Raw genomic sequence first — 16,737 nt, 5'->3', positions numbered from 1 at the left:
TCTCGGCACCGGACACCCATCAGACGACAACTTCTTTATCTTTACTCACCCGTAACAGGGCTATGGAACGTCGACGGGTTTTAACAGCGTGTGGAACAGTTCTCGCGGGGATGATCGCCGGTTGTAGCGGCGGTGGGGGCGAGGAGGCGACGCCGACGGGGACGGCGGCGCCGACGGCCACCGAAACCGCGACGGCGACCGCGACGGCCACCGCGGAGCCGACGGCCACCGAAACGGAGACGGCGGAGCCGACGGCCACCGAGACGGCCACCGCGACGCCCACGCCGGGACCGGACGGGCCGACCCACGACCTCGACGAGTCGTTCACGATCGGGTCGGGTAACGAGGCCATCGGCTACCGGATCATCGATTTCTACGCAGCCGACGAAATCGGGAGTTCGGCGAACAACGACGCCGCCGACGGCACGTTCCTGATCGTCGTCCTCGAACTCTCGAATCCGCGGGACAACGCCGTCTCGTTCCCGAACAACAACTTCCTCGCCTGGAACGAGGAACAGATCCGTTACATCGACGACGACGCGACGCCGAAAATCGGTGACGACGACCGGATCGACGTCGAGCCAATCGGCACCACGACGGTCCTCGCCGGCCGTTCGAAGACGGGTGCCGTGGTGTTCGACCTCGATACCGACCAGACCTACTGGCTCCGCATCAACCCCACCGGTGACTCGGGCGAGACCCACTACGTCCGCGTCGGCTCGATGTCCGAGATCCAGCGACTCCAGGGTTCGTTCACCTAAAGCCAGAGCAACTGGGCGTGGAGCGCCCCACCGAGATCGAGAACGCGCTCCTCGTCGACCAGTCCCGCCTCGATAGCGACGGTCACACACTCCTCGCCGACGAGGTTGGCGACCGACGCCCGCGTCAGCGAGTCGACCACCTCGTCGCGGTCACACTCCTCGCCGCCGTAGAACTCCTCGGTCACCGTCAGCGACACGTCGCCGTCGCCGTAGGTTTCGCCGAGACACTCCTCGTCGCAGACGGCGACCAGCAGTCCCTCGGGTGTGTCACGTTCGCGGACGAGCATCTACTGATCCTCGATCAGTTCGCGCTCGGCCTCCTCACGAAGCTCTTCGGCCTGTTCTTGGACGCGCTCGGCCTCCTCGGTCTGGCCCGCCTCCTCTAGCGCGATGGCCTTCTCCTCCAACACGCCGGCGGTGCGCATCCCCAGTCGGATGGCGTTGTCGAAGCAGTCGATGGCGTTCTCGTGGAGGCCACGCTCCGAGAGGAAGAACCCGCGGTTGTACCACGCCTGCGCGAACCGGGGGTCGACCTCGACCGCCCGCTCGGCGTGTTCGAGTGCCTGCTCCGTGCGGCCCCACTCCCAGAGCGCGTACGCGAGGTTCGTGTGTGCCTCGGCGGCGTGTTCGGACGACTCGTCGATGGCGAGCGCCTCCTCGTAGGCGCCGACCGCTTCGTCGTACTCCTCCAGTTGCGCGTGGGCGGCACCCTTGTTCACCCACGCTTCCTGCGCGACCAGATCGTCCTCGGCGAACTGCGCCGCGCGCTCGAACGTCCCCGTCGCCTCCTCGAAACGGTTGATACCCATGTAGGAGAGGCCGACGTCGATGAGACGTTCGGCGTCGACCTGGTCGCTGGCGACGTTGCGTTCGTCGAGCATGTCGGTCAACACCCGCGAGTCGACGGGGTCGACCTGCGACGGGTCGACCGAGAGTTCGGGCGGGTCGAGTGAGAACTCCTCGTAGTCCTCGTCGAACCCCTGCCCTTCGGAGAATCGGTGGGGGCGATCGTCTTCCATACCGTCGTTTCGGCACCGGATCGGTTAAGGCCTGCGTCAGCGGGTCGACCTCCCGGCGCAGGGCTTACGGCTGCTCACCGCCCACGACGATCTATGCGACTGTTCGTCAGCGTCGACCTCGACGGGCTGGCGGAGGGGGTCGCGGACGCCCAGGCCCGACTCCCCGACACCGGGAGCCTCCGCCCCGTCGACCCCGAGGGCGCCCACGTCACGCTCAAATTTCTGGGCGAGGTCGATCCCGATCGTGTCGACACGATTCAGGGCGCGTTGACCACCGCCATTACCGACGCCGACGTGTCCCCCTTCGAGATGGTCGTCGGCGACTTCGGCGTCTTCCCCTCGCTCGACTACATCAGCGTCGTCTGGGCGGGCGTCCGGGAGGGTGGTTCGGCGCTCACTCGTCTCCACGAGGCGGTCGAACGCGAGACGACGGCGCTGGGGTTCGATCCCGAGGACCACGAGTTCACCCCGCACGTCACGCTCGCCCGGATGGACGACGCCCGCGGCAAGGAGGCCGTCCAGCGGGTCGTCCGCGAGGCCGATCCGACCGTCGGCCGGATGGACGTGACCGAGGTTCGCCTCACGAAGAGTACGCTCACCGACGACGGGCCGGAGTACGAGACAGTCGCGCGGTTCCCGCTATCGGCGTGACGTGTCTGCCACGGACGTTTCGTATCGCGATATACGATTTATCTTCCGTCGGGTGACGCGCTCGCTGGGGCCCAGGGCGCCGTATCGACGGAGCGTGACGGTTTCTGCGCGTTCGATAGCTACCACACGGGCGACCCATTCGACGAGTGGCCAGCCACCGCGCTCGTCAGTCCCGTTCGGCGCTTCCCACGGACGGGTCGGCAGGGGTACTTCGGAGCTCTCCCACCGGGGCCCGCTGCGCTCGTCGTCTGCGTCGCCGCGATCCGTAGCGTGCGAATGACATAGCGGTTTCCGTGGTCACGAGCGTTTCACCCGCTGACCGCTTGGAGACGCGGAGCTACCCCGCGATTTCTCGGGCTCGACAGTCCGTGCGCGCTTCGTCCTGCGATCTTTCAGCGGACACGCGCGACGCCGTAAACACTATTTCGCGATATAGAACTTCCACCGATCCGGTGACAGCCGACACGGCCGTCGTCCTACCGACGCGTCACGATCAGCGTACTCTCGCGGTCGAACGCGTGGTGGAGCGCCTGTTCGGCCGTGCGCACCTCGTCTGCGGCCGCTTCCCACGGCCGTGCCGTCCCGGGATGTGGGTCGAATCGTGGGGCATCGCTGCTCGCCACCGATAGTCGGAGGCGATCACCTGCGGGCACGCGATAATGCGTGTCCCACATATTCACCGCGAGGCGCATCGGGCCGTCCGTCGACGGCATCTCTCGGTCCCGTCCGCGGCGGTAGCGCGCTCGTCGAATCCCGCTCGCCAGCGGGTAGACGCCCTCGCTGCTCACGTGGCCGAGCGTCGCCACCACGTCGGTGTCCGGGGCGTCGGTAGCGAGGACGAGGTCCGTGCGCACCGGCCCCGCGAGCGTCACCCTCTCCGCGAGCGGCGACGTCGTGTATGTACACACGTCGTCGCGGCGGTCGACCGCTCGCCGGTCGTACGGGCCAGCGTCCACGTCGCCACAGCAGAGCGGGCCGCCACGGGTCGGGACGGGATCGGTCGGGTCGTGCGTCCACCGATCCGCCGGTTCGAACTTCGTCGGGCGCTCGCGGGCGAGTCGGCCGCCCTCGGTCGCCGCTGTGCCCGAACTCCGCAGAAACCACCGCTCGCGCTCGGCGTCGACCGGTGGCCAGTCGGTGTGGCGTTCCCACGCGCCCCCGTTGCGTTCGGTTCGGAACGTCTCGACGAGGCGCCCCTCGTCGAACGGCGGCCGCGGCCGGTCGCGGACGTAGGTGTCGAAGAAGGCCAGATGCGTCTCCCAGAGCCCGTACGCGTCGGCGCTCGCCTCGCTACCGAAGGCCAGTTCGCCCACCTCGCTCGACGTGTTCCCGTGGGTCCACGGGCCGACGATCAGGTGCTGGGGTGCCGACGACCGGTCACGCAGGCCGCGGTAGTTGGTGAGCGTCCCCTGCTGGCAGAGTTCGTACCAGCCAGTGACGTGGAGGCCGGGTACGTCGATCCGGTCGTAGTCGGGTTCGGGATCGAACGATCGCCAGAAATCGTCGTAGGTCGGGTGCGAGAGCCACGACTCCCAGTGGGGGACGAGGTCCGTGGGTGCCACGTCCGGCGGAAGGGACACGTCGGTGAAGACGCGAGCCGGGAGATCGATCAGCGGTCGCGTCGTGGCCGTCTCCAGCAGGTCAGCTGTCGCCTCATCGATGGCCTCCCGGGCCGCGTCGGCCGTCGCGTCGTCGAGCCGCCCCGACGCATGCAGGCGGTCGACCGTGTCCGCCGCGATGGCGTCGAACGACCACGTGAGCGTCGCCTGCGCATTCATCGCGCCGTCCTGGAAGAAATCGGCACGGTGGAGGTCACTCGGGGCGAACATCGGGGCGATGGCCGCCAGTCCGTCGGGGCGTTCGCAGGCAGCGAGCACCTGGACCTGCCCCGGAGACGACCCGCCGTACATGCCGACCTGCCCTGTCGACCACGGCTGGTCGGCTAGCCACTCGACGGTCGCGGCCCCGTCCGCCGCCTCGTGCATCCACGGCTCGAACGCGCCCTCGCTGTCACCGCGCCCGCGCGTGTCCTCGTACGCGACGGCGTAGCCGGCGTCGAGGGCGCGGACGGCTACTCCGTGGCCGTCGGGCGTCGCCGGATGACCGTACGGGGTCCGCTGGAGCAGGGTCGGGAATGGTGCGTCTGCCTCGGCTGGCCGGAAGATCCGAACCGCGAGGTCGGTGCCGTCGGGCGCTTCGTGGGTGTAGTCGTCGGTCCGATACGCGGCCGTCGGTTCGTCCGGTGACATCTGTAGTGATCCTCGTTTTGTATAGCGATATGCGATTTATAGTGGGTGATCGCATCCCGCGACGGTCGGATGTGGAAGCGGCGGCTAATCAACGGTAGGGCGACACGCGGGGGAGTGTTCAGATCAGGGGGGTTGTGACTCTCGAAAGCTTTCGCTGGAGGTAGCAGCGACGGCGTCACCGCGGACACGCGCACGTGCCTCTGCGCGCGCTCGCTTTCGGAGGGCTTCGCTTTCGTGAGCCAACCAGCACCCGGAGAGTCTGGGGACCGGGGCTCTCGAGGTGCTCCGGTGTTGGCTTCTCTGAACTACACGCGTACGCCGGCCGCGCCCGACTGCGACCGGCTGTCGGCGACCCGATTCGGCGTCGGTCGAGACGGACCGAGTCGCCGTCGGTGCCTGTCTCGCGGTGTCGACAGCCGTCTCGCCGCGTATCGGGAGCGAATCTGCGCGGACTCGGCCTCACGCCACGCGATTTCGGCGTTGTGGTACTGTCTCGCCATGGAGACGGCGATTGGCCCGTGCACGATCGATAAACCGTATGTCGCGATAGCGAACGCCTCTCGATTGTGTTCTCGCCGGGTCCAGCCGCCGGGAGGTCAAGAGGGAGCCCATCCAACGGCTGACGTGACCCTCGAACACGACGATGCACCCGATTTCACGCTCGACAGCACCGCCGGCGAACCAGTGACGCTCTCCGAGACGCTGGCTGACGGGCCGACGGTGGTGCTGATCAACCGCGGTCACTGGTGCAGTTTCTGTGCCGAACAGCTCCAGACGTTCAGCGAAGTCTCGTACGATCTGTGGTTCCACGACGACGTGGATATCCTGCCGGTCGTCACCGACCCGCTGGGGGCGGTGACGGAGATGCGTGATCGCTACGACCTCGACGTGCAGTTGCTCGCCGATCCCACCGGCGAGGTGGCCGAGCAGTACAGCGGCACCGAGGAGACGAGTCACGGCCTCACGGGTATCGCCGCGACGTACGTCGTCGACACCGACGGGACCGTCCGCTACGAACAGGTGGCCGACCACCCCGGCGACCGTACCTACGGCAACTACGTCCGGTACTACATCCGCAACGACTTCGCGGACCCGTTCGGCGGCGCCTGACGGGCACTCGCGCGTCGCTCTCGCGGTGGCGCTCGAAAGAACAAGATTTTATGCGGCCGCTGGGTAGTGGTGCCCACTATGGGCAAGAAATCGAAGGCGAAGAAGAAGCGCCTCGCGAAGCTGGAGCGACAGAACAGCCGCGTTCCCGCGTGGGTCATGCTCAAGACGGACCGACAGGTAACGCGTAACCCCAAGCGGCGCAACTGGCGTCGGAACGACACGGACGAATAAATGAGCGCGAACGACTTCGAGGAGCGCGTCGTCACCGTCCCGCTCCGCGACGCACGGGCGGCACCGTCGAACGAGCGCGCCGACAAGGCGATGTCGCTCGTCCGCGAGCACCTCGCGAAGCATTTCAAAGTCGAGGAGAGCGAGGTTCGCCTGGACCCCAGCGTCAACGAGGCGGTGTGGGAACAGGGGCGGAACAACCCGCCGAGCAAACTCCGAGTTCGCGCGGCCCGCTTCGTCGAGGACGGAGAACCGACCGTCGAAGCCGAGACCGCCGACTAACGTGTTACGCGCCTCCTTCGCTGGATCGTCCTACGTCGGGGTGTTCGCCCGAGCGACCAACGACTGTCTGCTCGTGCGGTCCGACGCCGACGAAGACACCGTCGCCGACATGGCGGCGGAACTCGACGTCGAGCCAGTGACGACGATGGTCGGCGGCTCCGGCACCGTCGGTGCCCTCGCCGTCGGGAACGAGAGCGGCCTGCTCGTCTCGGGTCGGGCGACCAACCGTGAGATCGACGCTCTCGAGGAGGCGACGGGGCTCCCCGTGACGGAACTCCCCGGCCGCATCAACGCCGCCGGCAACGTCGTCCTCGCGAACGACTACGGCGCGTACGTTCACCCGGACCTCAGCCGCGAGGCGGTCCAGACGGTGAAGTCGGCGCTCGACGTACCCGTCGAACGGGGCGACCTCGCCGACGTGCGGACCGTCGGCACCGCCGCCGTCGCGACCAACGAGGGCGTCCTCTGTCACCCCAAATCCCGCGAGCCGGAACTGGAGGCGATCGAAGAGGTCCTCGACGTACGCGCCGACATCGGCACCGTCAACTACGGCGCGCCGCTGGTCGGCTCCGGTCTCGTCGCCAACGATTCGGGCTACGTCGTCGGCACCGACACCACCGGGCCGGAACTGGGCCGCATCGAGGAGACGCTCGGTTACATCGAGTAGGAAGATACTTCCCGCTTCCTCACGACCCTTCGGTACATGAGTGAGTTCGTCGTCAGCGGGCGCTTTCAGGATAGAACCGGACACCGCGAGTTCGAGAAGACTGTCGAGGCTCCCAACGAGAATGTCGCGCGCGAGCACACGCTCTCGCAGCTCGGGAGCGAACACGGTCTCAAACGCATGCAGGTAGAGATCAGCGGGGTGAGCGCAGCATGATGGGCGGTGGCGGTCAGCAGCAACTCCAGCAGCTCTCCCAGGAACTGCAGGCTATCGACGAGGAAATCGAAGAACTCGAGGCCGAGGTTCAGGACCTCCGCGACCGGCAGTCCGAAATCGACGACGCCATCGAGGCCGTCGAGACGCTCGAAACTGGCTCCACCGTGCAGGTTCCCCTCGGCGGCGGCGCGTACATCCGCGCCGAAGTGCAGGACATCGACGAAGTGATCGTCGACCTCGGCGGCGGTTACGCGGCCGAGCAGGAACAGGGTGACGCCGTCGACGCCCTCGAACGCAAGAAGGGTGTGCTCGACGACCGGATCGGCGACGTGGAGGACGAAATCTCCGAACTCGAAGCCGAGAGCGAGGAGATCGAACAGCAGGCCCAGCAGATGCAACAGCAGATGCAGCAACAGCAGATGCAGCAGATGCAGCAGCAACAGCAGCAGAACGACGACGAGTAGCGGGCGATGTTCGACGGACTGAAAGAGAAGCTGGATCGCTTCCGGAGCGACGTCGAGGAGAGTGCCGACGCCGACACGGAGGCAGACTCTGAGGCGGAGGCCGAAGTCGACGCCGAATCCGAGGCCGACGCCGAGGCCGACACTGATACCGTCGAACCGGCGGCAGCAGCCGCCGACGAGACGGCCGACGAGAGCGACGACGAGTCGGACGGCCCCGGCCGCCTCCAGCGAGCCAAGGCCTTCGCCACCGGCAAGGTCGTCCTCGAAGAGGAGGATCTGGAGGATCCGCTCTGGAACCTCGAGATGGCGCTTCTCGAGAGCGACGTGGAGATGGGTGTCGCCGAAGCCATCCTCGATCAGATTCGCTCCAATCTGATCGGCGAGACCAAATCCCAGATGGCGAGCACCGGCGACCTCGTGGAGGATGCCCTCCGCGACGCGCTCCTCGACGTGATCAGCGTCGGCCAGTTCGACTTCGAGGAGCGCATCGCCGAGGCGGACAAGCCCGTGACCATCGTCTTCACCGGCGTCAACGGCGTCGGCAAGACGACGACCATCGCGAAGATGGCGAAGTATCTGGAGGAGCGGGGGTACTCGTCCGTCCTCGCCAACGGCGACACCTACCGCGCCGGCGCGAACGAGCAGATTCGCGAACACGCCGACGCGCTCGGCAAGCGCCTGATCGCCCACGAGCAGGGCGGCGATCCCGCGGCCGTCATCTACGACGGCGTCGAGTACGCCGAGGCCAACGACGTCGACGTCGTCCTCGGCGACACCGCCGGCCGCCTGCACACCTCCAGCGACCTGATGGCCCAGTTGGAGAAGATCGACCGCGTGGTCGCCCCCGACCTCACCCTCTTCGTCGACGAGGCGGTGGCGGGGCAGGACGCCGTCGAGCGCGCCAAACAGTTCAACGACGCCGCCGAAATCGACGGCGCGGTGTTGACCAAGGCCGACGCCGATTCACAGGGCGGCGCCGCAATCTCCGTCGCCTACGTGACCGGCAAGCCCGTCCTCTTTCTCGGCACCGGACAGGGCTACGACGACCTCGACCGGTTCGATCCCGAGGAACTGGTCGACGACCTCGTCGGGTAGGCTGCGGTCGACACGCCTACCCCGCGTCCCGCCCAACGTACACCCATGAGCACCGTCCTCGGCGTGACGTGTGCGGGTGGTGTCGTCCTCGCGGGTGACCGCGTGGCCGTGAGTCAGGGGCACGTCCGCAGTCGCTCGCGCCAGCACGTATTCGACTTCGAGGGCGTCGGCGCGGCCGTCGTCGGGAGCGACGTGGACGGCTTCGCCGACCGCCTAGAGAGCGACCTTCGCACGTATCGAACGGAACGGGGCGAGGTTCACGTCGACCCGCTGACTCGGATGGCGAGCGACCTCGCCACCGAGTTCGACGTGTCCGTCCTCGTCGCCGGTTACGACGACGGCGGGACCCCACAGCTACGGTCTATCACGGCCGACGGCAGCAGTACCGACGACGATCTGGCGGCGTTCGGGAGCGGTGCCCCGGTCGCGCTGGGGGCGCTCGAAGCGAGCCACGACCCCGACGCGACGCTCGACGACGCCGAGACCCTCGCCCGCGGCGCCCTCCACGCGGCCGCCGAACGTGACGCCGGTACCGGCGACGACATCGACAGCTACGGACTCCCGGCCTGACCCTCCAACTCCGCCAGATACCGGTCGATGATGTCGCTCTTGTGGTGTCGGTCGTGGAGGTGTTCGCGCAGGTGGTTTCGCGTTTTGCACGCGTGCTCGCAGATCGGACAGACGAACGCCTCGGTCATGCGGTGTGTTGTCGTGGAATGGGCAAAAGCCTCTCGTTCGGTGGCCATCAGAGCTATGCGCGCTGACGGCCAACGCTGGCGTATGTCGGGGGATGACGAATCGGGGCCGTCGGGGGCCGACCCTGCGGACGACGGGGACGGCCGGTTCTCGTCGGTCGGCCGTCGGGAGATCGCACTGTTCGGTGGCGTCGTCGTGATGCTCCTCGCGGCCGTCGCCCTCGGAATGGGGCCGTCGGGTGGTCCGGCCGAAGCCGGCGCCGAGGGAACGCCAACGGCGACGCCGGCCCCTGCCTCGACGGCGGCGTCGGCCGAAGCGAACGCGACGGCCGACAGCACCCCCGAGATCACGATGCAGGTTCGATCCATCGACTCCTGTGGCAGTCGCTGTCGCGAGGTCACGGTCGCGCTGTCGAACGAAGGCGAAGCGGCCGCGCGCGACGTGCGCGTCGCCACCGAGGTGACCACCGACGGCAGCCTCGTCTGGGAGGGGCGCTCCGACGTGGGGCGTCTCCCTGCCGGCGAGACGGTCACGCGGACGCGCACCATCGAGGTGGGCTACGTCGATGCCGCGCGCATCAAGGCCAACGACGGCGTCATCCGGATCGAGACGACGGTTCGGACCGCCGGCGGGACGCAGACGTTCACCGAGCGACGCACCGTGGCCTGACCGCCCTGCCGCGTTTCGAAATCCTTTTGGCTCCGATCCACCTCGTCGGAACTGCGCCGCCTTAGCTCAGACTGGGAGAGCACTCGACTGAAGATCGAGCTGTCCCCCGTTCAAATCGGGGAGGCGGCATACTCCCACTTTTTGCTGCGTCGGGTTTCCTCGCTCACTCCGTTCGCTGCGGGAACCACTCCTTGCAAAAACTTGGGGAAAAACCCCTGCTGACTCACTGCGTTCGCCAGCAGTGAAACCGCGCCTCGCTTCGCTCGGCGCGGTACACGGGTTCGACACATCTCGACTGAAGATCGAGCTGTCCCCCTTCCCGTGAACGTAGTGAGCGGGAAGTCGAAAGACGAGCGCTAGCGAGTCTTTCGGAAGTTCAAATCGGGGAGGCGGCATACTCCCACTTTTTGCTGCGTCGGGTTTCCTCGCTCACTCCGTTCGCTGCGGGAACCACTCCTTGCAAAAACTTGGGGAAAAACCCCTGCTGACTCACTGCGTTCGCCAGCAGTGAAACCGCGCCTCGCTTCGCTCGGCGCGGTACACGGGTTCGACACATCTCGACTGAAGATCGAGCTGTCCCCCTTCCCGTGAACGTAGTGAGCGGGAAGTCGAAAGACGAGCGCTAGCGAGTCTTTCGGAAGTTCAAATCGGGGAGGCGGCATTTTCCTGCGAATCGACGAGGGAGCGAAGCGACCGAGTTCGTGAGCAGTGAAACTGCTCCCGACTCGATTTGAGCCAGTCAGTCGCAGCCCGGGAGCGCAGCGAAGCGAGCACCCCGGACCGTCTGACGCGGTTCAAATCGGGGAGGCGGCATACTCCCACTTTTTGCTGCGTCGGGTTTCCTCGCTCGCTTCGCTCGCTGCGGGAACCGCTCCTTGCAAAAACTTGGGGAAAAACACCCGGACGCTCCCTGCGGTCGCGTCCGGTGAAACCGCGCCTCGCTCGGTACAGCTTTACCGATTCGAGCCAGTCAGTCACCACTCGGCGCGCCGTGTTCGATCCGTCCCTACCACCTATCACTCTCGCTCGTCACACTCCGCCATGGACATCCACCACGTCGGCCAACTCGTCGACGCTGACTTCGAGGACGCTGTCGCCTTCTACCGCGAGTTGGGTCTCGATCTCCGCGAGATGACCGACGGTCCCGTCAGGGTCGCCTTCTTCGAGACCGACTCGGCCGAGTTCCACCTGATCGTCCGCGAGGAGCGCGGGTCGTCCGCCGACGCGTTGCTCGATACGGTCGGTCGCTACGCCGCCGCTCACGTCGCCTTCGAAGTCGACGACCTCGCGGCAACGATGGTCGACGCCGAGCGGCGAGGACTCACGTTTCTCGGTGAACCGCCGGAGGAGGGGTTAGGGCCGTACCGCCGGGCGTTCGTCGCGCCCGCAGGGCACGTCGGCATCCCGTTCGAGTTCGTCGAGTCCCGGTGACGGGAGTTGCTGTGACTGTCTGCCGGTGTGTCGCCACCCGTTCGGCGGCACGCCGAGGGCCATCAGATCTTCCCGTCTCGGGCCCCGACAGGTCGATATGAGAACCTCCACACTCGTCACCGCCGCTGGCGGCTTGCTGTTCCTGCTTCCAATTCCGGGGACCTTCATCCTCGGCGCCCTCGTCATTCTCGCCGGCCTCACCGCCAGATTCGTCGGCTCGTAATCAGGCCGTCGCGGCGCGCGCTGCGGCCAGCCACTCGGGATCGTCGACCGTCGTCGAACCGACGCCCGTGAGCGCGTACTCCCACTCGCCGCTCACCTGTTGGCCCTCCTGCGTTCGCCCGGTGAACGACCACGACTCGTATCGGGAGACGCCGTTCTCGTCGACGAGGACGACGTAGTGGAAGTCGGTGATCTCCGCGACGCCGGCGGAGCCGCTCGTCGCCGCGGAACCGGCCTGAATCAACTGCGAACTCGCCTCGGTGAGTTCGTAGCGCGTGACGGTCACGCCGTCGAACGTCTCGGTGCCGCGGTTGGCCATGTCGTCGTTGGTGCCGTAGGCGCGGGCTTGCGACAGGCCGATGGCGGTGCCGACCACGTCGGCCGTGCCGGGGTACGAGCCGTACGTCGCCGCGTCCGCCGATCCGGTTCGGATGTAGGTAGTGCCGTCGGCGACGAACTGCTCGCTCGACCCGCCGTCGGACTGGCCGTCGCGACTCGACGACGTGACGCTCAGCGAGCGCTCCGCGTCTAGGTCGGCGTAGTAGTCGTGATGCACCTCAGTCCGGACGCCGCTCTCGTCGACGCCGGTGTACCGCCACGAGACGGTGAAGCTCCCGGCGTCCCGCAGGACGGTTTCGGGGTTGGTCAGGTCGGGACCGTCGGCGCCGGGTCCGGCCCCGTCACCGCCCGCGGCACCCGCCTCGGCGTCGGCCATCGCGTCACTGACTGCGCCACCGCCGCCACCGAGACAGCCGGCTGTCAGCATCACCACGACCAGTAACAGTGTAATTGCACGACTCGACTGCATGATAGTAGTACGTCCGCTGACAGCATAAAGTAGCACGCAGCCGGCCCCCGGTCGATTGCGACGACCGCCTCACGGCGTCAGCAGGAACAGTAGTACTCGCGCCTGCCGAACGCGGTTCGGAGGAGCCGCTCGGCCGGTCCCGGGTCGCTCGGTCGGTAGACGGCGGCTGTCAGGTCGGGACGCGTCTCGAAGTCCCTCGCGAGAAACGACCGCCAGTCGCCTGGCGCGAGAACGTCGGCCGGGCCGTCGTCCGTGGCGAGCAGTTCGAGATAGTCCGCGAGGGAGACCCAGGTGGCGTCGTGGACGCCGCTCGACTCGTAGCTCGCGTCCGTCACCGCGGCGTAGGCTGCCATCGGAAGATTCGCCCCGGCGGTGACGGGGAGGTCTATCCACTTCCAGGGGCGAGTGTTCACGTCCAGAAGGACGTACGTCTCCCGGTCCCGGTCGTAGACGAACTCGGCTTCGCTGAGGCCGTGGTAGTCGGTCGCCGCCAGCACCGCCCGGGCGCGTTCCTCGATGGCTGGCTCGTGGCTGCGCTCGACCACGCAGGCCGTCCCGAACCCACGCGGGTTGCGCATCCGTGCCGTCCCGACGACACCGAGCGTGTCCGCGACGCCACTCGGCGGCACGTACGACGCGAGCGATGCGTCCGCGCCGCGGGCGACCGGCACCTCCTCCTGGGCGAGCACCTCGATTCCCGCCTCGGCAGCCGTCGCGACGATGTCCCGGAAGTCGGCTTCCGTCTCGACTCGGACGACGTTCGTCCCGACGGCCTCCTCGAACTCGCGTTTGCGTGCGGGCTTCACGATCAGCGGGAGCCCCAGCGCCTCGATTGCGGCTTCGACGCTCGTCTCGTCGAGCCACCGCGTCTCCGGATAGGGGACGCCCAGGTCCTCGGCGACCCGGTACAGCGACGATTTGTCGAGGACGGCGTCGATCACGTCCCGTCCGGCGAACGGGAGGCGGACACCGTCGGGTTCGGTGTCGACGAACGCGTGCACCCACTCGTCCATACAGCCGAAGGCGACGAGGTCGGTGCCCGCAGCCTCCACGACGGCTTCGACGTCCGCCCGGAAGCCGTCGGGGTCGTCGAGCGGGTAGGTGACCGCCCCCGCGAAGTCGACTGCATCGGACGGTGGAGCCACACCCTCGCCGGTTCGGTCGACGGCGACGACGGGGACGCCGTGGTCGGCGAGGGCGCGGGCGACACCCAGTCCCGTGATATGGGCGTTGGCGACGAGCGCTGGCGGGCGGTCGAACGTCGCCCCCGCCAACTGATCGAGCAGGTCGTCGTGGCTCACGAAAGCGGCCATACCGTCGGCGCGGGGCGGGACGGCTTAAATCGGGGCGATCCCGCCGCCGGGCCGTCGTCGAGCCGACAGTCTGCGCGTCCGTTCGTTATTTGGTACCGTTGGGCGTGCCCTCTGCATGGAGTTCTCCGACCGGACGGCGCTGGTGACGGGATCGAGTCGAAACATCGGGCGGGCCATCGCGACGGAACTGGCTGAACGAGGAGCGGACGTGGGTGTCTGTGCCCACACCGACCGCGAGGGGTGTGCGGAGACGGCCGCCCGTGTCGAGGCCGCCGGCGGAACGGCCGCCGTCGCTCTCGGAGACCTAGCCGATCCGGACGACGTCGAGGCGATGGTCGAGACGGTGCGGTCGGAACTCGGCCCGATAGACGTACTGGTGAACAACGCCACCTACCGGCCGAGTACGCCCTTCCTCGACGTGAGTCAGGCCGAACTCGACCGCGTCCTCGACGTTAACTTCCGGGGCCTCTTCCTCACGACCCAGCACGTCCTCCCGGACATGCTGAACGCGGGCGGCGGCGCCGTCGTCAACCTGATCGGGGCGATGGTGTATCTCGGCAACTTTGGGCACGTCCACTCCTACGGCTCGAAACTCGGTATCGAGGGGATGACTCGCCAACTCGCCACGGAGTTCGGCCCGGATGGGGTGCGGGTGAACGGCCTCTCGCCGGGGCTCATCGACGTGGGACGCGAGGCGACCGACGAGTGGGAACGGATCGAGCGCGAGGTGGTCGAATCGACGCCGCTCGGCCGCCTCGGCCGGGTCGACGAGGTGGCCGACGCCTGCTGTTACCTCGCGTCCGACCGCGCGTCGTTCGTCACCGGACAGGTCCTCCACGTCAACGGTGGGACGTATCCGACGCCGACGCTGGTGCCGCGGGCGTAATTAGTCCAGCCGCTGTCCCGCCTCGAACCGGTCGTCCGTCAGGAACACGTCGCCGTCGCGGACGGTCACGTCGATCGGTGAGAGCGAACGGCCGCGACAGGGGCCGCGCGTGCAGTAGCCGTCGTCGCAGTTGAAGCGCGCGCCGTGCTCGTGACAGACGAGTTGGTCGCCGTCGATCAGCGCGCCCAGTCCCCGGTCGAGCTGGACCTCGGGCTTGTGCGGGCAGGAGTTCTCCCACGCAACGATGCCCTCGTCGTCCAGTCGCTGGAGGATCCCGTCGACTCGGCGGCGGCCGGCGGTCGCCTCGAAGCGAAGCGTGCCACGGTCCGGGACGGCGTCGGCGGGCGCGACGTAGCGTCTGTCGTTCTCGTCCGCCTTCGGCTCCGGCTCCACCTCCGCATCCGCGTCTGCCGCTCCGTCGACGACTATCCCGCCGTCGGGTTCACCCTGTTCGGCGTCCGGGCCGCCGATATCGAACCGAAACGTGGCGTCACCGACCGTCACTTCGTCCGCAGTCCCCCGGATGCGGACCACGTCACTCTCGTCCCCATCCTCGAGTGTTACCCGCACCGACTCGTCCATACCCAACGAATTAGGCTGGCCTAAAAATAAGCTGTCGGTTTCGGGGCCGATCAGTGTCGTTCGATCTCGGCTTCGACCTCGATGGTGAGCCCTTCGGCCTCCAGTTCGGCCTCCACGTCGCGTTTGTCGTCGGCGTCGAATTCGAGTTCGTTGCTGTCGACTTCCACGTCGACCTCTATCTCGACGCTCACGTCGTGATCGGACATATCCGCGCTCATCGCTCCGGAATCAAAGGTGTGTCGCCGTAGCTAAAATTCGTGTCTGAGTCACTGATGGATTTATTCGCCTACCCGGTGTAGTGTGGATTGCCGACGCCCTCCGGACGATTCCCCGCGTGCCGGTGGCGTCGGTCCCCGCGACGTCTTCCCGACCCTACCGGCGTTCCAACCGACTCCGGCCCGGCTCCCCGACCGGGCCCGGGTCGGCTGCTGCCACTTTTCCCCTTCCCTCACTCGCGACGGTCACGAATGGTCGCGATGTCCTGCCGCGAGCCGGTGACGGCGTCCCCGATAATCGTCCGTTTGAGCGCCTCCGTCGCCGCGCCGTCGAGCAACGCCCCTTTCATGTCCTCGTCACGGTGTCGCCCGGCCAGGAAGCCGCCGACGAACGCGTCGTGGGCACCGGCAGGGTCGCGCGTCTCCACCTCGAACGGCGGCACCTCGTAGATGGATTCACCCTCCAGCCCGACGACCGCGTGATCCGGGTTCTCGCGGGTGACGACCACCGTCTCGCAGTCGTAGCGCGTCCGGATGCTGTGGCCCGTGGGCACCACGTCGCCGTCGAGGCCGAACACCGCCTCCGCGTCCGCCTCGTCGACGATCAACACGTCGGCGTCGTCGAGGAGGTGATCGTACACTTCCAGTGCCTTCCCGGCGTCGAGTCCCGTCTTCTCGAACCGCGTGTCGAACGCGCGTGTCGTCCCCGCCTCGCCAGCCACCTCCAGCAGCGTCGCCGTCGTCTCCAGCAGCGTTTCGGAGTGTGCGGGCGTCGCGCCACTGACGAAGAGCGTCTCGGCGTCGCGGACCACGCCCATCGGCACGTCCTCGGGCGCCGTCGTCGCCATCGCGGCATCGTCGCGGTCCAGCACCGTCGTCGCGCCGGCCGTCTCGCCGCGTTCGACGAACGCCGTCGACGTGCGCCCGTCGTCGGTCCACACGACGCCGGTGCGGACGCCGTAGCGCCGCAGGTCGCCCACGATCCGCCGCCCCAGTGCCGTATCGGGGAGTTTCGACAGCCAGACGGCGTCCAGATCCAGCGTCGCCGCCGCGGCCGCGACGTTACTCTCCGGCCCGCCCACGTGGGCCGCGAACTCCCGGGCGGTTGCGATGCGTTCGCCCTGTGGCGGCGAGAACCGGAGTGTGGCTTCGCCGACCGTTACCAGATCGGTCACG

The 16,737-nt window shown here is 67.5% G+C and carries 23 protein-coding genes and 1 tRNA gene; 15 read left to right on the top strand and 9 right to left on the bottom strand.

What is annotated here, in order from left to right; translation table 11 throughout:
- The first annotated feature begins 62 nt into the window (after positions 1–62).
- Positions 63–761 carry a DUF4352 domain-containing protein gene (locus DU502_RS17115; RefSeq protein ID WP_124897113.1) on the top strand — a complete coding sequence of 233 codons (699 nt, stop codon included), beginning with the start codon at positions 63–65 and terminating at the stop codon, positions 759–761.
- On the opposite strand, the gene DU502_RS17110 is transcribed toward DU502_RS17115, so the two are convergent.
- Both DU502_RS17110 and DU502_RS17105 read right to left on the bottom strand, forming a co-directional pair.
- Positions 758–1,048: a DUF424 domain-containing protein gene (locus tag DU502_RS17110; protein ID WP_124897112.1), complete on the bottom strand. Its 291-nt coding sequence runs from the start codon at positions 1,046–1,048 to the stop codon at positions 758–760. The two genes, DU502_RS17115 and DU502_RS17110, sit on opposite strands and share 4 nt — an antisense overlap.
- Positions 1,049–1,780, bottom strand: a complete 732-nt coding sequence (locus DU502_RS17105; protein ID WP_124897111.1) for a tetratricopeptide repeat protein — start codon at positions 1,778–1,780, stop codon at positions 1,049–1,051.
- Positions 1,781–1,873: 93 nt separating this feature from the next.
- Here DU502_RS17105 and thpR point away from each other — a divergent pair, with 93 nt between their 5' ends.
- On the top strand, positions 1,874–2,431 hold the full coding sequence (thpR, locus tag DU502_RS17100) for an RNA 2',3'-cyclic phosphodiesterase (protein WP_121921426.1): 558 nt from the start codon (positions 1,874–1,876) through the stop codon (positions 2,429–2,431).
- Positions 2,432–2,907: 476 nt separating this feature from the next.
- On the opposite strand, the gene DU502_RS17095 is transcribed toward thpR, so the two are convergent.
- Entirely contained in the window at positions 2,908–4,680 is a 1,773-nt protein-coding gene (locus DU502_RS17095; RefSeq protein WP_124897110.1) for a CocE/NonD family hydrolase, read from the bottom strand.
- 624 nt (positions 4,681–5,304) lie between these two features.
- On the opposite strand from DU502_RS17095, the gene DU502_RS17090 reads away from it, so the two are divergent.
- From DU502_RS17090 to DU502_RS17055, 8 genes are all read left to right on the top strand, one after another.
- Entirely contained in the window at positions 5,305–5,790 is a 486-nt protein-coding gene (locus tag DU502_RS17090) for a peroxiredoxin family protein (protein ID WP_166033697.1), read from the top strand.
- Between the two features lie 78 nt (positions 5,791–5,868).
- Positions 5,869–6,021 (top strand): 50S ribosomal protein L39e, encoded by a 153-nt coding sequence (locus DU502_RS17085; RefSeq protein ID WP_121921429.1) that lies wholly within the window; start codon positions 5,869–5,871, stop codon positions 6,019–6,021.
- The gene (locus DU502_RS17080; protein WP_121921430.1) at positions 6,022–6,300 is read left to right on the top strand and encodes a 50S ribosomal protein L31e; all 279 of its coding nucleotides are present in this window, start codon (positions 6,022–6,024) and stop codon (positions 6,298–6,300) included. It abuts the gene before it with no gap.
- 1 nt (position 6,301) lies between these two features.
- Complete coding sequence (locus DU502_RS17075) at positions 6,302–6,967, top strand: translation initiation factor IF-6 (protein ID WP_121921431.1); 666 nt, start codon at positions 6,302–6,304, stop codon at positions 6,965–6,967.
- A gap of 36 nt (positions 6,968–7,003) precedes the next feature.
- Positions 7,004–7,180 (top strand): 50S ribosomal protein L18Ae, encoded by a 177-nt coding sequence (rpl18a, locus tag DU502_RS17070; protein WP_121921432.1) that lies wholly within the window; start codon positions 7,004–7,006, stop codon positions 7,178–7,180.
- Positions 7,180–7,644, top strand: a complete 465-nt coding sequence (gene pfdA / locus DU502_RS17065; protein WP_121921433.1) for a prefoldin subunit alpha — start codon at positions 7,180–7,182, stop codon at positions 7,642–7,644. Before rpl18a ends, pfdA begins: the two co-directional genes overlap by 1 nt.
- Before the next feature lie 6 nt (positions 7,645–7,650).
- Positions 7,651–8,739, top strand: a complete 1,089-nt coding sequence (gene ftsY, locus DU502_RS17060) for a signal recognition particle-docking protein FtsY (RefSeq protein WP_121921434.1) — start codon at positions 7,651–7,653, stop codon at positions 8,737–8,739.
- Positions 8,740–8,784: 45 nt separating this feature from the next.
- A complete protein-coding gene (locus DU502_RS17055; protein WP_121921435.1) occupies positions 8,785–9,309 on the top strand; it encodes a 20S proteasome subunit A/B in 525 nt (174 codons plus the stop codon).
- Here DU502_RS17055 and DU502_RS18475 read toward each other — a convergent pair.
- Positions 9,291–9,437: a hypothetical protein gene (locus tag DU502_RS18475; protein WP_158601187.1), complete on the bottom strand. Its 147-nt coding sequence runs from the start codon at positions 9,435–9,437 to the stop codon at positions 9,291–9,293. The genes DU502_RS17055 and DU502_RS18475 overlap by 19 nt on opposite strands.
- Positions 9,438–9,519: 82 nt before the next feature.
- Here DU502_RS18475 and DU502_RS18470 point away from each other — a divergent pair, with 82 nt between their 5' ends.
- The 4 genes from DU502_RS18470 to DU502_RS18940 all read left to right on the top strand — a co-directional run bounded on the left by DU502_RS18470 (position 9,520) and on the right by DU502_RS18940 (position 11,758).
- A complete protein-coding gene (locus tag DU502_RS18470; RefSeq protein WP_158601188.1) occupies positions 9,520–10,104 on the top strand; it encodes a hypothetical protein in 585 nt (194 codons plus the stop codon).
- 55 nt (positions 10,105–10,159) lie between these two features.
- A tRNA-Phe gene (locus DU502_RS17040) sits at positions 10,160–10,233 on the top strand.
- Positions 10,234–11,145: 912 nt separating this feature from the next.
- On the top strand, positions 11,146–11,535 hold the full coding sequence (locus DU502_RS17035; RefSeq protein WP_121921849.1) for a VOC family protein: 390 nt from the start codon (positions 11,146–11,148) through the stop codon (positions 11,533–11,535).
- Positions 11,536–11,632: 97 nt separating this feature from the next.
- Positions 11,633–11,758, top strand: a complete 126-nt coding sequence (locus DU502_RS18940; protein WP_277872153.1) for a hypothetical protein — start codon at positions 11,633–11,635, stop codon at positions 11,756–11,758.
- On the opposite strand, the gene DU502_RS17030 is transcribed toward DU502_RS18940, so the two are convergent.
- Entirely contained in the window at positions 11,759–12,565 is an 807-nt protein-coding gene (locus DU502_RS17030) for a DUF7537 family lipoprotein (protein ID WP_121921848.1), read from the bottom strand. It lies immediately after the preceding gene.
- 77 nt (positions 12,566–12,642) lie between these two features.
- Complete coding sequence (locus DU502_RS17025; protein WP_121921847.1) at positions 12,643–13,878, bottom strand: carboxylate--amine ligase; 1,236 nt, start codon at positions 13,876–13,878, stop codon at positions 12,643–12,645.
- A gap of 115 nt (positions 13,879–13,993) precedes the next feature.
- On the opposite strand from DU502_RS17025, the gene DU502_RS17020 reads away from it, so the two are divergent.
- Entirely contained in the window at positions 13,994–14,764 is a 771-nt protein-coding gene (locus DU502_RS17020; RefSeq protein ID WP_121921846.1) for an SDR family NAD(P)-dependent oxidoreductase, read from the top strand.
- Here the strand turns inward: DU502_RS17020 and DU502_RS17015 are convergent, their stop codons facing one another.
- The 3 genes from DU502_RS17015 to DU502_RS17010 all read right to left on the bottom strand — a co-directional run bounded on the left by DU502_RS17015 (position 14,765) and on the right by DU502_RS17010 (position 16,736).
- The gene (locus DU502_RS17015) at positions 14,765–15,346 is read right to left on the bottom strand and encodes a Rieske (2Fe-2S) protein (RefSeq protein ID WP_121921845.1); all 582 of its coding nucleotides are present in this window, start codon (positions 15,344–15,346) and stop codon (positions 14,765–14,767) included. It abuts the gene before it with no gap.
- A gap of 50 nt (positions 15,347–15,396) precedes the next feature.
- Positions 15,397–15,552, bottom strand: coding sequence for a hypothetical protein (locus DU502_RS18465; protein WP_166033696.1), 156 nt, complete (start codon positions 15,550–15,552; stop codon positions 15,397–15,399).
- 242 nt (positions 15,553–15,794) lie between these two features.
- On the bottom strand, positions 15,795–16,736 hold the full coding sequence (locus DU502_RS17010) for a sugar kinase (RefSeq protein ID WP_158601203.1): 942 nt from the start codon (positions 16,734–16,736) through the stop codon (positions 15,795–15,797).
- Position 16,737 lies beyond the last annotated feature (1 nt).

Origin of the sequence: Haloplanus aerogenes (assembly GCF_003856835.1) — an archaeon.
Lineage (GTDB): Archaea > Halobacteriota > Halobacteria > Halobacteriales > Haloferacaceae > Haloplanus > Haloplanus aerogenes.
This window is presented reverse-complemented; position numbering and strand designations above follow the sequence as displayed.